This window comes from uncultured Sulfitobacter sp. (assembly GCF_947502895.1).
GTDB lineage: Bacteria > Pseudomonadota > Alphaproteobacteria > Rhodobacterales > Rhodobacteraceae > Sulfitobacter.
On record NZ_CANNBM010000001.1, the window covers coordinates 715,548 to 731,800 of the forward strand.

At 55.4% G+C, this 16,253-nt stretch carries 12 protein-coding genes; 1 reads left to right on the forward strand and 11 read right to left on the reverse strand.

The window, feature by feature from the left end; genetic code table 11:
* Positions 1-6: 6 nt before the first annotated feature.
* From rpoC to rplK, 8 genes are all read right to left on the reverse strand, one after another.
* Positions 7-4,257, reverse strand: a complete 4,251-nt coding sequence (gene rpoC, locus Q0903_RS03615) for a DNA-directed RNA polymerase subunit beta' (RefSeq protein WP_299412916.1) — start codon at positions 4,255-4,257, stop codon at positions 7-9.
* A gap of 110 nt (positions 4,258-4,367) precedes the next feature.
* A complete protein-coding gene (rpoB, locus tag Q0903_RS03620) occupies positions 4,368-8,507 on the reverse strand; it encodes a DNA-directed RNA polymerase subunit beta (RefSeq protein ID WP_299412919.1) in 4,140 nt (1,379 codons plus the stop codon).
* A gap of 399 nt (positions 8,508-8,906) precedes the next feature.
* Positions 8,907-9,338, reverse strand: a complete 432-nt coding sequence (locus Q0903_RS19735) for a GFA family protein (protein ID WP_366141474.1) — start codon at positions 9,336-9,338, stop codon at positions 8,907-8,909.
* A 171-nt stretch (positions 9,339-9,509) separates the two neighbouring features.
* Positions 9,510-9,881 (reverse strand): 50S ribosomal protein L7/L12, encoded by a 372-nt coding sequence (gene rplL, locus Q0903_RS03625; protein ID WP_064224117.1) that lies wholly within the window; start codon positions 9,879-9,881, stop codon positions 9,510-9,512.
* A 77-nt stretch (positions 9,882-9,958) separates the two neighbouring features.
* The gene (gene rplJ, locus Q0903_RS03630) at positions 9,959-10,471 is read right to left on the reverse strand and encodes a 50S ribosomal protein L10 (protein WP_299025225.1); all 513 of its coding nucleotides are present in this window, start codon (positions 10,469-10,471) and stop codon (positions 9,959-9,961) included.
* A gap of 313 nt (positions 10,472-10,784) precedes the next feature.
* Positions 10,785-11,342, reverse strand: coding sequence for a hypothetical protein (locus tag Q0903_RS03635; protein WP_299412925.1), 558 nt, complete (start codon positions 11,340-11,342; stop codon positions 10,785-10,787).
* A 175-nt stretch (positions 11,343-11,517) separates the two neighbouring features.
* Positions 11,518-12,216 carry a 50S ribosomal protein L1 gene (gene rplA, locus Q0903_RS03640; protein WP_299412928.1) on the reverse strand — a complete coding sequence of 233 codons (699 nt, stop codon included), beginning with the start codon at positions 12,214-12,216 and terminating at the stop codon, positions 11,518-11,520.
* A gap of 1 nt (position 12,217) precedes the next feature.
* Complete coding sequence (gene rplK, locus Q0903_RS03645) at positions 12,218-12,643, reverse strand: 50S ribosomal protein L11 (protein ID WP_299025231.1); 426 nt, start codon at positions 12,641-12,643, stop codon at positions 12,218-12,220.
* Positions 12,644-12,925: 282 nt separating this feature from the next.
* Here rplK and Q0903_RS03650 point away from each other — a divergent pair, with 282 nt between their 5' ends.
* Entirely contained in the window at positions 12,926-14,212 is a 1,287-nt protein-coding gene (locus Q0903_RS03650; RefSeq protein ID WP_299412931.1) for a LysM peptidoglycan-binding domain-containing protein, read from the forward strand.
* Positions 14,213-14,339: 127 nt separating this feature from the next.
* On the opposite strand, the gene nusG is transcribed toward Q0903_RS03650, so the two are convergent.
* The 3 genes from nusG to Q0903_RS03665 form a co-directional block, all read right to left on the reverse strand.
* Positions 14,340-14,873: a transcription termination/antitermination protein NusG gene (gene nusG / locus Q0903_RS03655; protein WP_299025235.1), complete on the reverse strand. Its 534-nt coding sequence runs from the start codon at positions 14,871-14,873 to the stop codon at positions 14,340-14,342.
* A 208-nt stretch (positions 14,874-15,081) separates the two neighbouring features.
* Positions 15,082-15,279 carry a preprotein translocase subunit SecE gene (gene secE, locus Q0903_RS03660; RefSeq protein WP_299025237.1) on the reverse strand — a complete coding sequence of 66 codons (198 nt, stop codon included), beginning with the start codon at positions 15,277-15,279 and terminating at the stop codon, positions 15,082-15,084.
* 78 nt (positions 15,280-15,357) lie between these two features.
* Entirely contained in the window at positions 15,358-16,161 is an 804-nt protein-coding gene (locus tag Q0903_RS03665; RefSeq protein WP_299412935.1) for a hypothetical protein, read from the reverse strand.
* Positions 16,162-16,253 lie beyond the last annotated feature (92 nt).

Below are 16,253 nucleotides of genomic sequence, written 5' to 3' on the forward strand. Positions count from 1 at the left end.
GGCTGATTAATCGCGGCTTTCCTCATCAAAGCTGGGTGCGGAGGTGAACACATCGCCACCGACGATGTCCTCTGCCGGTGCTTCGGGGGCGGCCAAGCGGGCTGCCTCTTCGGCCTCGATGCGGCGTGCCTCAACAACGACATTGTCACGGTCGCTTGCCACACGGCGCATCTGCTGGGTTGCCCCACCTGTGCCCGCAGGGATCAAGCGGCCCACGATGACGTTCTCTTTGAGGCCCACGAGCTTGTCGCGCTTACCCTGTACCGATGCTTCGGTGAGAACACGTGTGGTCTCCTGGAAGGACGCCGCCGAGATGAAGCTGCGGGTCTGAAGCGACGCCTTGGTGATGCCCAACAAGATTGGCTCGCCCTTGGCAGGACGGCCACCCTTCGACAGTGCCTTTTCGTTGGCGGTGTCGAATTCCTGCTTGTCCACATGCTCGCCTTTGAGAAGCGTGGTGTCACCAGATTCCTGGATCTCCCACTTTTGCAGCATCTGGCGCACGATGACTTCGATGTGTTTGTCGTTAATCTTCACACCTTGCAGACGGTAGACGTCCTGAACTTCGTCGATCATGTAATCCGCCAGCGCTTCCACACCCATAATGGCGAGAATGTCATGCGGCGCAGGGTTGCCGTCCATGATGTAATCGCCCTTCTGCACGAAGTCGCCTTCGGCTACGGGGATGTGTTTGCCTTTTGGCACCATGTATTCGACTTTGTGATCCGGATCTTCCGAGCTCTCGATCGCGATGCGGCGCTTGTTCTTGTAGTCCTTGCCGTAGCGCACATAGCCGTCGATTTCCGCGATGATGGCGTGATCTTTGGGGCGACGTGCCTCAAAGAGTTCGGCCACACGGGGCAGACCACCGGTGATGTCCTTGGTCTTGGCACCCTCACGCGGAATACGTGCCAGCACGTCACCCGCCTGAACTTCGGAGCCATCTTCGATGGACATAACAGCATCGACAGACATCGGATAGGTGATCGGGTTGCCCGCGCTATTGCGCACAGGTTCGCCATCTTCACCTACCAGAATGATCTCTGGCTTAAGCTCGTTACCCTTGGCAGCGGAACGCCAGTCGATCACGATCTTCTGGGTCATGCCTGTTGCATCGTCCGTCTCGTCTTTCACGGAGATACCCGAGATCAGATCGACGTGCTTGGCCGTGGCTGCCGCTTCGGCAATGATAGGGAGCGTGTAGGGGTCCCACTCATACAGTTTGTCGCCGCGCGCCACTTCCTGACCCTCTTTGACAAACAGCTTTGTGCCGTAGCCCACTTTGTGGCTCGCCCGCTCGTCACCGTTTTCGTCGATGATGAGCATCTTCATGTTGCGGCCCATAACCATGGTTTCATCCGACGAGTTTTGCAGCGTGTTTGCATTCTCGAACTGGATTTTACCTGCCTGACCCGCCTCTTGGAAGGACTGCTGGCCACCTTGCGCAACACCACCAATGTGGAAAGTACGCATTGTCAGCTGTGTACCCGGCTCGCCGATAGACTGGGCCGCGATGATGCCAACGGCCTCGCCTTGGTTCACAAGAGTACCGCGTGCAAGGTCACGACCATAACACATGGCGCAAACGCCTTCTTCGGCTTCACATGTCAGTGGCGAACGGATGCGCGCAGAGGCGACAGCCGCTTCGTCAAGGATATCTGACAAACGCTCGTCCACGATGGTACCAGCAGCGATCAGCACTTCGTCTGTGCCGGGGCGCATGATGTCCTCGGCGACGACACGGCCCAGCAAACGCTCGGCCAGCGAGGAGACAACTTCGCCATCGTTGACGGCCGCAGTCGCGGTGATTGCAACATCGGTTCCGCAATCATGCATACGCACGATACAGTCCTGTGCTACGTCCACCAGACGACGCGTCAGATAGCCTGAGTTCGCAGTTTTCAAAGCCGTATCCGACAGACCCTTACGGGCACCGTGGGTGGAGTTGAAGTACTCGAGAACGGTCAGACCTTCCTTAAAGTTCGAGATGATCGGTGTCTCGATGATGTCGCCGTTCGGCTTGGCCATCAGGCCGCGCATGCCGCCCAACTGCTTCATCTGGGTGACCGAGCCACGCGCACCGGAGTGCGCCATCATGTAGACTGAGTTCGGCTCGTTCTCGGAACCATTCTCGGCGTATGTGGTGTCGGAGATGGAGCCCATCATCGCGTCGGTGACTTTGTCGTTACACTTTGACCATGCGTCGACAACTTTGTTGTACTTTTCGCCCTGAGTGATCAGGCCGTCCATGTACTGCTGTTCAAAGTCCTTCACCTGCTCGCGGGTTTCTTCTACCAGCGGCCATTTGGTTGCGGGGATCAGCATGTCGTCTTTACCGAACGAAATACCTGCCTTGAAGGCCTGACGGAAACCCATTGTCATGATCTGATCGCAGAAGATAACGGATTCTTTCTGGCCGCAATAGCGGTAGACGGTGTCGATCACCTGCTGCACTTCTTTCTTGCGCAGCAAACGGTTCACCAGATCGAACGGTGCTTTCGCATTAAGCGGCAGCAACGCGCCCAGCAAAACGCGACCGGGGGTCGTGTCAAAGCGCACGTCGATTTCGTTGCCTTCGGCATCGATCTGCTTGATCCGCGCTTTGATGTTGGCGTGCAGGTGTACTTCACCTGCGTCCAAAGCATGCTGCACCTCATCCACATTGCCAAAGACCTTACCTTCGCCAACCATGCCGTCACGGGCAAGGGTCACGTAGTACAGGCCGAGGATCATATCCTGTGATGGAACAATGATCGGCGCGCCGTTTGCAGGCGACAGAACGTTGTTGGTGGACATCATCAAAACGCGCGCTTCAAGCTGTGCTTCAAGGCTCAGCGGGACGTGCACAGCCATCTGGTCACCGTCAAAGTCGGCGTTAAAGGCAGAACAGACCAGCGGGTGCAGCTGGATGGCTTTACCTTCGATCAGGACGGGTTCGAAGGCCTGAATGCCAAGACGGTGCAAGGTAGGCGCACGGTTCAGCATGACGGGGTGTTCGCGGATGACTTCATCCAGGATATCCCAGACTTCGGGACGCTCTTTCTCGACCAGCTTTTTGGCTTGCTTGACTGTCGAAGACAGACCTTTGGCTTCAAGACGCGAATAGATGAACGGCTTGAACAGTTCCAAGGCCATCTTTTTCGGCAGACCGCACTGGTGCAGCTTCAGCTCGGGACCGGTCACAATCACGGAACGCCCGGAGAAGTCGACGCGCTTGCCCAAAAGGTTTTGACGGAAGCGACCCTGCTTACCCTTCAGCATGTCGGAGAGCGATTTCAACGGACGCTTGTTGGCGCCTGTGATCACGCGGCCACGACGGCCGTTGTCAAACAGCGCATCCACTGATTCCTGCAACATCCGCTTTTCGTTGCGCACGATGATGTCGGGCGCACGCAGCTCAATCAGACGCTTGAGGCGGTTGTTACGGTTGATCACGCGGCGGTACAGATCATTGAGGTCGGAGGTCGCAAAGCGGCCACCATCCAGCGGCACCAACGGGCGCAGCTCTGGCGGGATCACAGGGATCACTGTCAGAACCATCCACTCGGGGCGGTTGCCGGATTCGAGGAAGGATTCAACCACCTTGAGGCGCTTGATGATCTTCTTCGGCTTCAATTCGCCTGTGGCTTCTTTGAGCTCTTCGCGCAGCTGGTCGGCTTCTGCTTCGAGGTCAATCGCGGCCAGCATTTCGCGGATCGCTTCGGCGCCGATGTTGGCGGTGAAAGCGTCCATGCCATAGGCGTCTTGGGCGTCCATGAACTCTTCTTCGGTCATCATCTGACCGTAGGTGAGGTCCGTCAGACCCGGCTCGATCACGACGTAGTTCTCGAAATACAGAACCCGCTCAAGATCGCGCAGCGTCATGTCGAGCATGAGGCCGATCCGGCTTGGCAGGGATTTCAGGAACCAGATGTGGGCAACGGGTGACGCCAGCTCGATGTGGCCCATCCGCTCACGGCGTACTTTTTGCAGCGTAACTTCCACACCGCATTTTTCGCAGACAACGCCGCGATATTTCATGCGCTTGTATTTGCCGCACAGGCATTCGTAGTCTTTGATTGGGCCAAAGATACGCGCACAGAACAGGCCATCACGCTCAGGCTTGAACGTACGGTAGTTGATGGTTTCGGGTTTTTTGATCTCACCGAATGACCACGACAGGATACGCTCTGGCGAGGCCAGAGATACCTTGATTTCGTCAAAGGTCTTGGTGGGGGCAACCGGATTAAACGGGTTGTTTGTAAGTTCTTGGTTCATTGGATGTCCTTAGATTTGTTCAAGAAAGCGGGGGAGAGTTTGGCGAATGGTGCGCAGTGAATGCGCACCCTACGTAGGGTGTGCACTTGTTGCGCACCGTTGGTGCTCGCTTACTCTTCGTCCTCCGCATCCAGGAGTTCCATATTGAGACCCAGTCCGCGGACCTCTTTGACCAGAACATTGAACGATTCAGGAATGCCTGCCTCGAAGTTGTCCTCGCCTTTGACGATGCTTTCATAGACCTTCGTACGGCCAGCCACGTCATCCGATTTCACGGTCAGCATTTCCTGCAAGGTGTATGCAGCGCCGTAGGCTTCCAGTGCCCAGACCTCCATCTCACCAAAGCGCTGACCACCGAATTGCGCTTTACCGCCCAATGGCTGCTGGGTGACCAGCGAGTATGGACCGGTAGAGCGCGCGTGGATTTTGTCGTCCACGAGGTGGTGCAGTTTGAGCAGGTATTTCACGCCAACAGTAACCTTGCGGCTGAACTGCTCGCCTGTGCGACCATCAAACAGGACCGACTGACCGGATGTGTCAAAGCCTGCACGTGCAAGGCTGTCATTCACATCCGCTTCCTTCGCGCCATCAAAGACAGGCGTTGCGATCGGTACACCGCGGGTAACGTTACCCGCCGCATCCAAAAGCTCTTCCTCGTCCATGCCTGCGATGCCTTCGTCATAGACATCATCGCCGTAGGCCAGCTTCATCGCTTCACGCACGGGGGTCATATCGCCGGAACGCTTATATTCTTGCAGCGCTTCGTCGACATTGATGCCCAGACCGCGTGCGGCCCAGCCCATGTGTGTCTCGAGGATCTGACCGACGTTCATGCGCGATGGTACGCCCAGCGGGTTCAGACAGAAATCAACCGGAGTACCATCAGCGAGGAACGGCATATCCTCCATTGGAACGACTTTGGAGATAACGCCCTTGTTCCCGTGACGACCGGCCATTTTATCACCGGGCTGAAGCTTGCGCTTCACCGCGACGAATACTTTGACCATCTTCATCACACCGGGGGGCAGATCATCCCCACGGCGTACTTTCTCGACTTTGTCCTCGAAACGCGCATCCAAGGTCCGTTTCTGGATCTCGTACTGCTCGTTCAGGGCTTCGACGATTTTCGCATCATCTTCGTCCTCAAGGGCAAGCTGCCACCACTGACCACGTGTCAGAACTTCGTCCAGCACTTCCTCGGTGATCTGGCTGTTAGGCCGGACACCTTTCGGGCCTTTGACGGCTGTTTTGCCAAGGATCATCTGACGCAGACGGGCAAAGATGTTGCGATCAAGGATCGCCATCTCATCGTCACGGTCACGTGCAAGGCGTTCGACTTCCTCACGCTCGATCTGGAGCGCACGTTCGTCTTTTTCCACACCGTGTCGGTTGAACACACGTACTTCGACGACCGTGCCAAAATCACCCGGCTTTACGCGCAGCGAGGTGTCGCGCACGTCCGAGGCTTTTTCACCAAAGATGGCGCGGAGGAGTTTCTCTTCCGGCGTCATCGGGCTTTCGCCTTTTGGTGTGATCTTACCAACCAGAATGTCACCCGGCTCTACGTCCGCGCCGATGTACACGATGCCAGCCTCGTCGAGGTTGCGCAGCGCTTCTTCACCAACGTTAGGAATATCGCGTGTGATTTCCTCTGGGCCAAGCTTTGTATCACGAGCGGCGACTTCGAATTCTTCGATATGGATCGAGGTGAAGACGTCATCACGCGAAACGCGTTCGGAGATCAGGATGGAGTCCTCATAGTTGTAGCCGTTCCAAGGCATAAACGCGACAACCACGTTTTTACCAAGGGCCAACTCACCCATGTCTGTGGATGGGCCATCCGCGATGACCTGACCTTTGCGGACCGTCTCGCCTACTTGCACCAGCGGACGCTGGTTGATGCAGGTGTTCTGGTTGGAGCGCTGGAATTTGCGCATGCGGTAGATGTCTACGCCTGCGTCACCCAGTTCAAGGTCTTCGGTTGCGCGGATAACGATACGCGTTGCGTCCACTTGGTCAATCACGCCTGCGCGTTTCGCCATGTAAGCCGCACCAGAATCGCGTGCCACAACTTCTTCGATACCGGTACCAACGAGTGGTGCCTCGGCCTGCAAAAGTGGAACCGCCTGACGTTGCATGTTCGAGCCCATCAAGGCCCTGTTCGCATCGTCATTCTCAAGGAACGGGATCAAGGAGGCGGCCACGGAGACCAACTGCTTGGGTGATACGTCAATAAGGTCCACGTTCATGGAAGGCGACAATGTGTAGTCACCCGATTTCCGTGTGGAGACCAGATCGTTCACGAACTTCATGTTCTCGTCGAGGTTCGCGTTGGCCTGAGCCACCGTGTGACGCATCTCTTCGGTCGCGGACATGTACTGTACTTCGTCCGATACAACACCGTCTGTCACCTTGCGGTAGGGTGTTTCAATGAAGCCGTACTTATTCACACGGGCAAAGGTCGCCAGCGAGTTGATCAGACCAATGTTCGGACCTTCAGGCGTTTCAATCGGACACATCCGGCCATAGTGGGTCGGGTGAACGTCACGTACTTCGAAACCGGCACGTTCGCGTGTCAGACCACCTGGCCCAAGCGCGGAGAGGCGACGCTTGTGCGTAACCTCGGACAGCGGGTTGGTTTGGTCCATGAACTGCGACAGCTGCGAGGAACCGAAGAATTCACGCACCGCGGCAGCCGCTGGCTTCGCGTTGATCAGGTCTTGTGGCATAACAGTGTCGATCTCGACGGAGGACATCCGCTCTTTGATCGCGCGCTCCATGCGGAGCAGGCCAACACGGTACTGGTTTTCCATCAGCTCACCAACGGAACGCACACGACGGTTGCCGAGGTGGTCAATATCGTCGATGTCGCCACGGCCGTCACGCAGATCCACCAGTGCCTTGATACACTGAACGATATCATCACGGTCCAGCGTGCGCTGGGTGTCTTCTTTGTCGAGCGCGAGACGCATGTTCATCTTCACGCGGCCAACGGCGGACAAGTCATAGCGTTCGCCATCAAAGAAGAGCGTGTCGAACAGGTTCGACGCAGCCTCGACTGTGGGTGGTTCGCCCGGGCGCATGACGCGGTAGATATCCATGAGCGCGGTGTCGCGGTTCATGTTTTTGTCTGCCGCCATCGTGTTACGCATGTAAGGGCCAACATTGACGTTATCGATATCCAAGAGTGGGATCTCGGTGATACCTGCGTCAATCAGCTCTTTGGCGGTCCCACCGATAAGTGTGCCGTCCTTGTCATACTCCAGCGTCATCTCGTCACCGGCTTCGACGTAGATCGCACCGGTTTCTTCGTTGATGATGTCCTTGGAGACAAACTTGCCCGCGATGTGGTCATATGGAACCAGCAGCGATGTCACATTGCCTTCGTCGATCAGTTTTTTGACCGCGCGTGGCGTCACTTTCTTGCCCGCTTCGAACAGGATTTCGCCGCTGTCCGCATCCACGATGTCATAGGTTGGACGGGTACCGCGCACACGCTCAGGGAAGAACGGAGCAATCCAGCCTTTGCCCGCGTCCAGCTTGTAGGTAACGGTGTTGTAATAGGCGTCCATAATCGCTTCTTGGTCTAGGCCAAGGGAATACAGCAGCGTGGTGACAGGCAGCTTGCGACGACGGTCAATACGCGCGAATACAATGTCCTTCGCGTCGAATTCAAAGTCGAGCCATGAGCCGCGATAGGGGATGATACGGCAGGCAAACAGCAACTTGCCCGAAGAGTGCGTTTTGCCCTTGTCATGGTCAAAGAACACACCGGGTGAGCGGTGCATCTGGGACACGATAACACGCTCGGTACCATTCACGATGAACGTACCATTCGGTGTCATTAGGGGCATATCGCCCATGAACACGTCTTGCTCTTTGATGTCTTTCACAGACTTCGCGCCCGTATCCTCATCAACATCAAACACGATCAGACGGAGCGTTACCTTGAGCGGCGCTGAATAGGTCATATCGCGCTGCTGGCATTCCTCAACGTCATACTTCGGCTTTTCCAGCTCGTACTTGACGTACTCGAGGATCGAAGTCTCGTTAAAGTCCTTGATCGGGAAAACCGACTGGAACACGCCCTGAATACCATCACCATCGGTGGGGGTTTCGGCATCGCCGGAATTCAGGAACAGATCGTAAGAAGATTTTTGAACCTCGATGAGGTTCGGCATTTCCAGCACTTCGCGGATTTTGCCATAATATTTACGTAGACGCTTCTGGCCAAGGAAGGATTGTGCCATATGTCGTGTCACCTTTCGTGTCTCTTGCCGACTGCGCCATCACCGGGGACGTGATGCACAGCCATAAGAGCGGCTAAGTCCGGTCTATGCTGGAGCGCGTCCCACCGCACCCCTTCCGACCTGTGGACCTCTCCAAAAAGACGCTTCGGTTCGAAAAGCGCCTGTTAAGACAGGTTTATCGCAACATCTCTTCCCGCCCCCTTCCGTGTGACGTTATCGTGTCAAAGGGGGTTTCTAGGTCTCCTGATGGTGCGACAGAAAAAACGGGTCTCGAATCATCGAAGCCCGTGTGAACGCTTCACATAGGATGGAGCGGAGGGGAAGGCAAGGGGGAGAAGGATTTAGCGGAGTGCCACATACAGTCTAGGTGAGGTGCGAACGTCGCCTTTGAGCCCAGCCCTACTTTGGAAGCCTTCCTGAAAGTAGGGCTACCAAAGTTCCCAATCCAGTTAATGGAACCTGTCGGTCCTGCGTAAATGCGTAGTGGATTGGTTTGCCTTCGCAGAATATTTCTCGGGTCAATGTCCAATCTTCCTGATCGTTAAAGAGACCTTGACCAAAAGTGTATTTTTTGGAGTGACGCGGTTTATGCCAAATTGACGATCCGCACCGTTTGCAAGACCCGCGCGATCCAATTTTGGAAGATTTCCAATGGGTAATGTCACCTCCTATTTCTATAATTTCGTCACAGACAACGCCCATCCAAACGCCTCCACACCAACGGCGACACATTCGGCAATGGCATGCGCCATAGGTATTTGGCGCACGAACAGAAAAGGTTACTGCTCCACAAGCACATTGCCCTGACCGCACCGAATTTACGCGTGACATTCTGATAACCTGTCTTTCACTGCAAACTTGTTTGGCATTCAATAGCAGGAAGCAGCATAAAACTGAACGGCAACTCTGTCCGCAAAGCAGACACTAAACATGAAAACGGCGGCCCCTCTCAGGACCGCCGCTCTTATTTCTAGGAGGTGGGTTGCCCCGCCTCCAACCAGCTTACGCCAGCTCGACTTCCGCGCCAGCTGCTTCCAGCTTGGCTTTGACGTCTTCGGCTTCGGCTTTGTCGACGCCTTCTTTGATTTTGCCACCGGCCTCAACGAGGTCTTTGGCTTCTTTCAGGCCGAGGCCCGTGATGCCGCGAACTTCTTTGATCACGTTGATTTTGGATGCGCCGGCGTTCTTCAGAACGACGTCGAATTCGGATTTCTCCTCAGCGGCGCCACCGGCGTCTGCTGGGCCCGCCATCATGACTGCGCCACCGGCTGCAGGCTCGATGCCGTACTCGTCTTTGAGGATTGTTTTCAGTTCTTGTGCTTCAAGCAGTGTCAGACCAACGATGTCTTCTGCCAGTTTTTTCAGATCAGCCATGTTTTAGCTCTTTCCGTTTACAATGTGTGTTTTCTAGCGCGCAGGATGCCCCGCTACGCCGATATGACGAATGTTGCTTACGCAGCCTTGTCTTCGATTGTTGACAAGATGGATGCGATGTTGCTTGCAGGTGCGCCAATGGCCCCGGCGATGTTGGAAGCAGGTGCGCCCAGCATGCCCGCGATCGTGGAGATAAGCTCCTCGCGCGAAGGCATTTTGGACACGGCTTCTACACCGGCGGCGTCCAACGCGTTCTCACCCATTGCACCACCGAGAATAACAAGCTTGTCATTCTCTTTGGCGAATTCCTGAGCAACCTTGGCAGCAGCCACGGGATCCTCAGAGAAGGTCAGAACGGTCATACCCGTCAGAAGGTCAGCAATGCTTGCACATGGCTTGCCCTCAAGGGCGATCTTGGCGAGCCTGTTTTTGGCAACACGCACAGACCCGCCTGCCGCGCGAGCGCGCGCACGAAGGTCCTGCATTTCAGCAACTGTCAGACCGACGTAGTGGCTTACCACTACAACGCCAGAGCTTTCAAAGATTTCGCCGAGTTCATCGACGAGCTGTTCTTTTTGTGCTCTATCCACAGTTTCTCTCCAAATTATTCGGAGGGGTTTGACCCTCCGAGGCTCGTATCAACTGGGCGATTGCCCAGCATCGGGTCCTTACGGGTCCTTCCCAAGACCGTCCGAGAGCATGCTCACGAAAAGTCATAGTCATTCCCCATCTCAGGCAGGAATTATGGACTGAATTCCCAGCCCACCCGCCATCTCGGACGAAGTACAAAAAGCGCCCGACGAATCGTGCGCTTGATTGCAAGGAACCAACTAGTGCCAATGCGCCGGAATGCCAAGGGCGAAACTGAACGACTATTGAGCTTTCGTCGTCATGATGGAGCACCTAGGTAAAGAAATCGATCGAATACGCAACTCCATAAACCGCAGCAACTATAGCAGCCAAAACGATCAATAATAGCACGACCCCTAATCCAACTCTGAACAAATAATAGCAGAGTTCCAACACCCAAAGAGCGATTGCATATACCACAACCCAAATTAGTCCGGCGAGTATCCAAAAAGCTCCCGCTTCACTACTTAGGGGAAATGAGAAAAGTTCCACCACCGAGTAGCGTTCTGAAATAAAAGCCCAAGCCCCATAATAGGCGCAGAAGCAAGCCGACATTAGCCGAAAAGCAACTTCCATCCAACGCGGCAAATGAGTCTGAAAATACTCTTCGACCGGTTCAAAAATCCAATCTGAAAAGCCGACAAGTTCATCGAAAACACTGCTGCCGTACCCACCGGAGACACCGCGACTGCTGGCTGATCTTACGGATGGAGTACTTTGTCGCCACTTTTGGGCGGCTTGAAAATTTTGGTATCCAATCTGGCCTGCCCCACGTGCAAATGGGTTTCCGGCCGCCCCGTCTAGATAATTTTGACCTTCATCTTTTGACACTGACACCTCCGCAGGACTAATTTCGCCCCCCCTCAGAGGGTCAGATTTCGCATGGTTTTAAAAATCGCCATATAAATCTATGCGTTTCAACGATTGAATAGCATTAGACTACTGAAATAAAACGAAAAAGGGCGCTCCGACCGGAGCGCCCTTCCTCAATTCCATGATACCGAAATTACTCGGATGCAGCGTTGTCTACGGAAACAGTCACGCCCGGACCCATTGTGGAGCTGAGTGCGATTTTCTGCATGTAGGAGCCTTTGGCGCCTGCTGGTTTGGCTTTTGCAACGGCACCGACGAAGGCGCGGATGTTTTCGACCAGCTTGGCTTCGTCAAAGGATGCTTTGCCAACGCCTGCATGGACGACACCGCCCTTTTCAGCCTTGAACTGCACTTCGCCGCCTTTGGCCGCTTTCACGGCTGCGGCCACGTCCATTGTCACTGTACCAACTTTGGGGTTTGGCATCAGGTTACGCGGACCCAGTACTTTACCCAAACGGCCCACAACGGGCATCATGTCAGGTGTCGCGATGCAACGGTCAAAGTCGATCTTGCCGCCTTGCACGATTTCCATCAGGTCTTCGGCGCCAACAATATCGGCACCTGCTGCTTGGGCTTCTTCGGCTTTGGGGCCGCGTGCAAATACTGCAACGCGAACGTCTTTGCCTGTGCCGTTTGGCAGGCCCACAACGCCGCGAACCATCTGGTCTGCGTGACGTGGATCAATGCCGAGGTTCATGGCGATTTCAACGGTCTCATCGAACTTGGTGTTCGAGTTGCCTTTGATCAGGGCCACAGCTTCTTCAACTGTCAGGTCCTCTTTGCCGACGAATGCTTCACGTGCGGCGCGGATGCGTTTTCCAAGTTTAGCCATCTTACTTAACCTCGATGCCCATGGACTTTGCGGAGCCCAGAATGATTTTCATTGCCTGTTCGACATCGTTCGCGGACAGATCGACCATTTTCGCTTCTGCGATCTCGCGCAGCTGCTTGCCGGTGATTGTGCCAACAGTCTCACGCGAAGGCGTTTTTGCGCCCGAGTTCACTTTGGCCGCTTTTTTCAGGTAGTAGGACGCAGGTGGCGTCTTGATGTCCATTGTAAAGGACTTGTCCTGATAATAGCTGATCACGGTGGGGCAAGGTGCGCCTGGCTCCATGTCCGCTGTCTTGGCGTTGAACGCTTTACAGAATTCCATGATGTTGATGCCGCGCTGACCCAGTGCGGGGCCTACGGGCGGGGACGGGTTTGCTTGACCCGCTTTAACTTGCAACTTCATCGTACCGACGAGTTTCTTGGCCATTGGCCTTCTCCTTTTAAAGCTCCCCGAGACGCGATCCCGAGGTCAGGTTGCTACGTGGTCCGGTGCCCGCACGCGTGCGCGCCGCCTCCCACGAAAAATGTCGCTAATGCAACAGCTGCGCACATAAACCGATCTGCTCAAATATGCAAGCTTACCATGACACCTATCCGCAGGCGCTGCCGAAACGCCCCGCTCTGGATGTGAATTGATACAAGAATCATTGCCGATCAGGGCGCACCTCTGCTTCATTAGTATTATTTAGAACCAGAAATCGGATAGACGATGTTTCACATTCGCGGCCTTATAGCAGGCCTATCTATTGCCATCGCGCCTTTTGCAGGCTCTGCGCAAGGCGACACCATCACATGCGGCAAAGACTATACCGTCGCGCGCGGGGATACCCTCAGCAAAATCAGCATCCGGGCTTACGGCATCAGCGCCTTCGGGGTACTGGTCGAGGCGAACAAAGACGCTTTGGCAGCCAATCCGAACCTGCTGTTTGTCGGCCAGAAATTAATGGTCCCTTGTCGTGACACTGCCGCGCAGGCCAAGGTCGTGCCAGACACAACGCAAGGCACCACACCTGAAACAGACACGCAAGGGCCCGTGGTTCTGACGTTCAACAAAGTCTCCGACCCGCGGTTTGTAATCAACTCGGCGATCATCGATCCCTTTCTGGAACAGATCGAGATGGCAACAGAGGGGCGCGTCAAATTTGTAGCGCCCGAGGAGATGAACAGATCTGCGATAGATCAGCTGGAGCTGGTTAAAACAGGTCAGATCGATGCCACCTACGTTCTCAACAGTTATCTGGCTAAATCGCACCCTTTGCTCGCCCTGCCCATGATACCGCTGATGGGCGGCTCTGCCGAGCAGACCGCGGTTTCACTCTGGAACCTGCATGATCGTTACCTCGCCGAGACGGGTTATTTTGACGATGCACATGTGCTGGGCTTTATCGCCGCGCCAACGGCACACATCTGGCACAGCATAGATGACCCCGTGGTTGCAGGCGAAAACATTCTGAACAGAAACAACTATCCGGTCCCGTATTTTGAGGGTCTCGACACAATCGGGCCAAAACGTGTGCAGCAACAGAACGCGGCAATCTATGGCACCCACGACGAAGCAAGTGACGGGCCATTGACGTTTATGATGGCCCATGGCGCGGCGCGCGGGGGCGGCATCTGGAACCCGACACGTGGTGTCACTGAGGTGGAGAACGGTATCTATACGCCGACCTTCACCGTTATAGTATCGAATGAAGCATGGGCGCGCATTGGCGCCGCCGATCAGGAAACAATCAACACCCTGTCAGGCCTCAACCTGTCAAAAAAGTCGGCCGCGTGGGACGATTTTGACAACAGCCACCGTCAGATCATGAAAGACACCGGATTGCTCGTGAACTATCCCGATGGCCCTTTGCTGCGTGAGATAGAAGAGAGCACCCAAACGAAACTTGCCATATGGGCAGAGGCTGCAACGCCTTTAGGCATACCTGCTCAACAGGCCATCGCATCCTACCGCGCTGATCTGGCATCCCTGCGGTATTTGCTGATCTTTAGATAGCCGCTGCAAAAAAATCGCATCACTGGAATGACAAACGCCGCCCCCAACGGAGCGGCGTTTTTATTACTGTGTTCTCGGCCTGCACGTTCAGGCCACCAAGCAAGCTACACGTAAAGAGGCGCAGTGCCTAGACCTGTTTATTGACCTGTGTGAAGTCCAGCTCGACGGGTGTTTCGCGACCAAAAATTGACACCATAACCTTGAGCTTCTGGTTGTCTTCGTCCACCTGCTCGACCATGCCGTCGAAATCCTCGAAAGGGCCGTCGGCCACTTTGACGCGCTCGCCGATCTCGAAGTGGATAAGCGTACGGGGGGTTTCTTCGCCCTCCTGCACACGGCCAAGGATCGCCGTGACTTCGGCATCGCGCATTGGCATCGGGCGGCCCTGTGGCCCCAAAAACCCTGTGACACGGTTGATGGAGTTGATCAGGTGATAGCCTTTGTCGGACATCTCCATGTGCACCAGCACATAACCAGGCATAAAGCGGCGCTCTGTCGTGACCTTTTTGCCGCGACGAACTTCAATCACTTCTTCGGTTGGCACCAGCACCTCGTCGATCTGGTCCTCAAGCTCTTGTTCCGCCACTGTGGTGCGGATCTGCTCGGCGATCTTTTTCTCGAAGTTGGAAAGGACGCTGACCGAATACCACCGTTTTGCCATTTGATCTGTCGTCCTTGTCCTATGCGCTGCTTGCGCGTGCGAATTTTATACTCTTGCAGGGCTAGTCGCCCCCTCACCCCCACAGCACAACACACGCAACTCGAATCGCGCAGCACCGCGTTACAGGGCAGGATTGCGGGTTAGCCCACGTGCCATTGGGATTCAAGGGTCTGTCGTGTTTTTGCGCCTGTGGTCGTGCAGTTTGGCCTTAGCCAAACATGTTCAGGACATACTGCAATCCGCCACGGATCAGGATATCGACCAGCGCAAAGAACACAGCTGTCAGCGCCGCGAGGATGAACACCATAACCGTGGTCAACATCACCTCACGACGTGTGGGCCAAACAACTTTGGCCACTTCGGCGCGGACCTGCTGGATAAACTGAAGCGGATTGGTGGTGGCCATGGATCACATCCTGAATTGTCGTGTTAGATGCATCTAACGGCTGCGGGGCGGTGTTTCAAGGCTGCAATTGCGGCGCTGTCACGCCCCTTTTTCATGCATCCCTGCCAAACGCCGCTCCAGCGCGTCATCATGGCGACGCTCGGCAGTGGCCAGATCACCAAAGTCGGGCAAATAGAACGCGTCTACCGTACCTTCGGGGAACCGATCCAACACCGCATCCCAACGCATGGCAAAAGCATCCAGACGCGCATGCAGTACGGCCGCCCGCGCAGGGCGACGATTTGCGTACCAGCGACCGACCTTCATCATGCCCTGCCAAAAACCGTCATATCCCAAGATTAAAAATACCCCGACCATGATGAATAAGAAGATGAACGTCAGCCCCAGAACCAGCCAAGGGCGCATCAGAACCAGCAAGGCGAAAGCACCAAGAGCGATGTGCGCAGGCGTCGGGCGATAGCCGCGCAGCCTGTCTGTCAGATTCGCGATGAAACCACCCGCCCCTTGTGCCTCGCCCGATGGCGCCTTTTGCTTGGCGGCAAGAGGTTGTGCAGCTGCTGGCGCTTCGGCTTTTGGCGCTTTGGGCTTACGCCTGAGCGAGAAGCCACGCTTGACCCGTTTGGGCGCAAGCACCTGTGCGGCATAGGCTTCGGCCTCGGGATCGGCAATCGGGTCTTCCAACGGGGGCAACACATCAGCTTTGCGGCGCAATCCTGCAACCGCACGCGGCAGCTTGCTTGAGGCAGGTGCAGCTTGGTCTGCTTTGGGTGCAGGTACCACTGGCGTGTCCTCGGTAAGGATCGACCGGATCGCACTCAGAGAATCTGCGTCCAGCTCTGCTTCTGTGCTGTCATGCGTGGGAATCTTTTGGGCTTGTGTCATCTGTCCATACCGTTGCGCTGGGATATCAGGCTTTACCCATCCTCCAGATTTGCATCTTTTCAATGGAGGATTTGTGGCGCAAATTTGTCATT

What these genes read in the sequence shown, in the direction of transcription:
- rplA (WP_299412928.1), bottom strand. Translation starts at nt 12,216, where the DNA reads ATGGCTAAACTTGGAAAACGCATCCGCGCCGCACGTGAAGCATTCGTC.
- secE (WP_299025237.1), bottom strand. Translation starts at nt 15,279, where the DNA reads ATGGCCACCACCAATCCGCTTCAGTTTATCCAGCAGGTCCGCGCCGAA.
- Q0903_RS03665 (WP_299412935.1), bottom strand. Translation starts at nt 16,161, where the DNA reads ATGACACAAGCCCAAAAGATTCCCACGCATGACAGCACAGAAGCAGAG.
- Q0903_RS03650 (WP_299412931.1), top strand. Translation starts at nt 12,926, where the DNA reads ATGTTTCACATTCGCGGCCTTATAGCAGGCCTATCTATTGCCATCGCG.
- Q0903_RS19735 (WP_366141474.1), bottom strand. Translation starts at nt 9,338, where the DNA reads ATGTCACGCGTAAATTCGGTGCGGTCAGGGCAATGTGCTTGTGGAGCA.
- rpoC (WP_299412916.1), bottom strand. Translation starts at nt 4,257, where the DNA reads ATGAACCAAGAACTTACAAACAACCCGTTTAATCCGGTTGCCCCCACC.
- rplL (WP_064224117.1), bottom strand. Translation starts at nt 9,881, where the DNA reads ATGGCTGATCTGAAAAAACTGGCAGAAGACATCGTTGGTCTGACACTG.
- rplK (WP_299025231.1), bottom strand. Translation starts at nt 12,643, where the DNA reads ATGGCCAAGAAACTCGTCGGTACGATGAAGTTGCAAGTTAAAGCGGGT.
- nusG (WP_299025235.1), bottom strand. Translation starts at nt 14,873, where the DNA reads ATGGCAAAACGGTGGTATTCGGTCAGCGTCCTTTCCAACTTCGAGAAA.
- rpoB (WP_299412919.1), bottom strand. Translation starts at nt 8,507, where the DNA reads ATGGCACAATCCTTCCTTGGCCAGAAGCGTCTACGTAAATATTATGGC.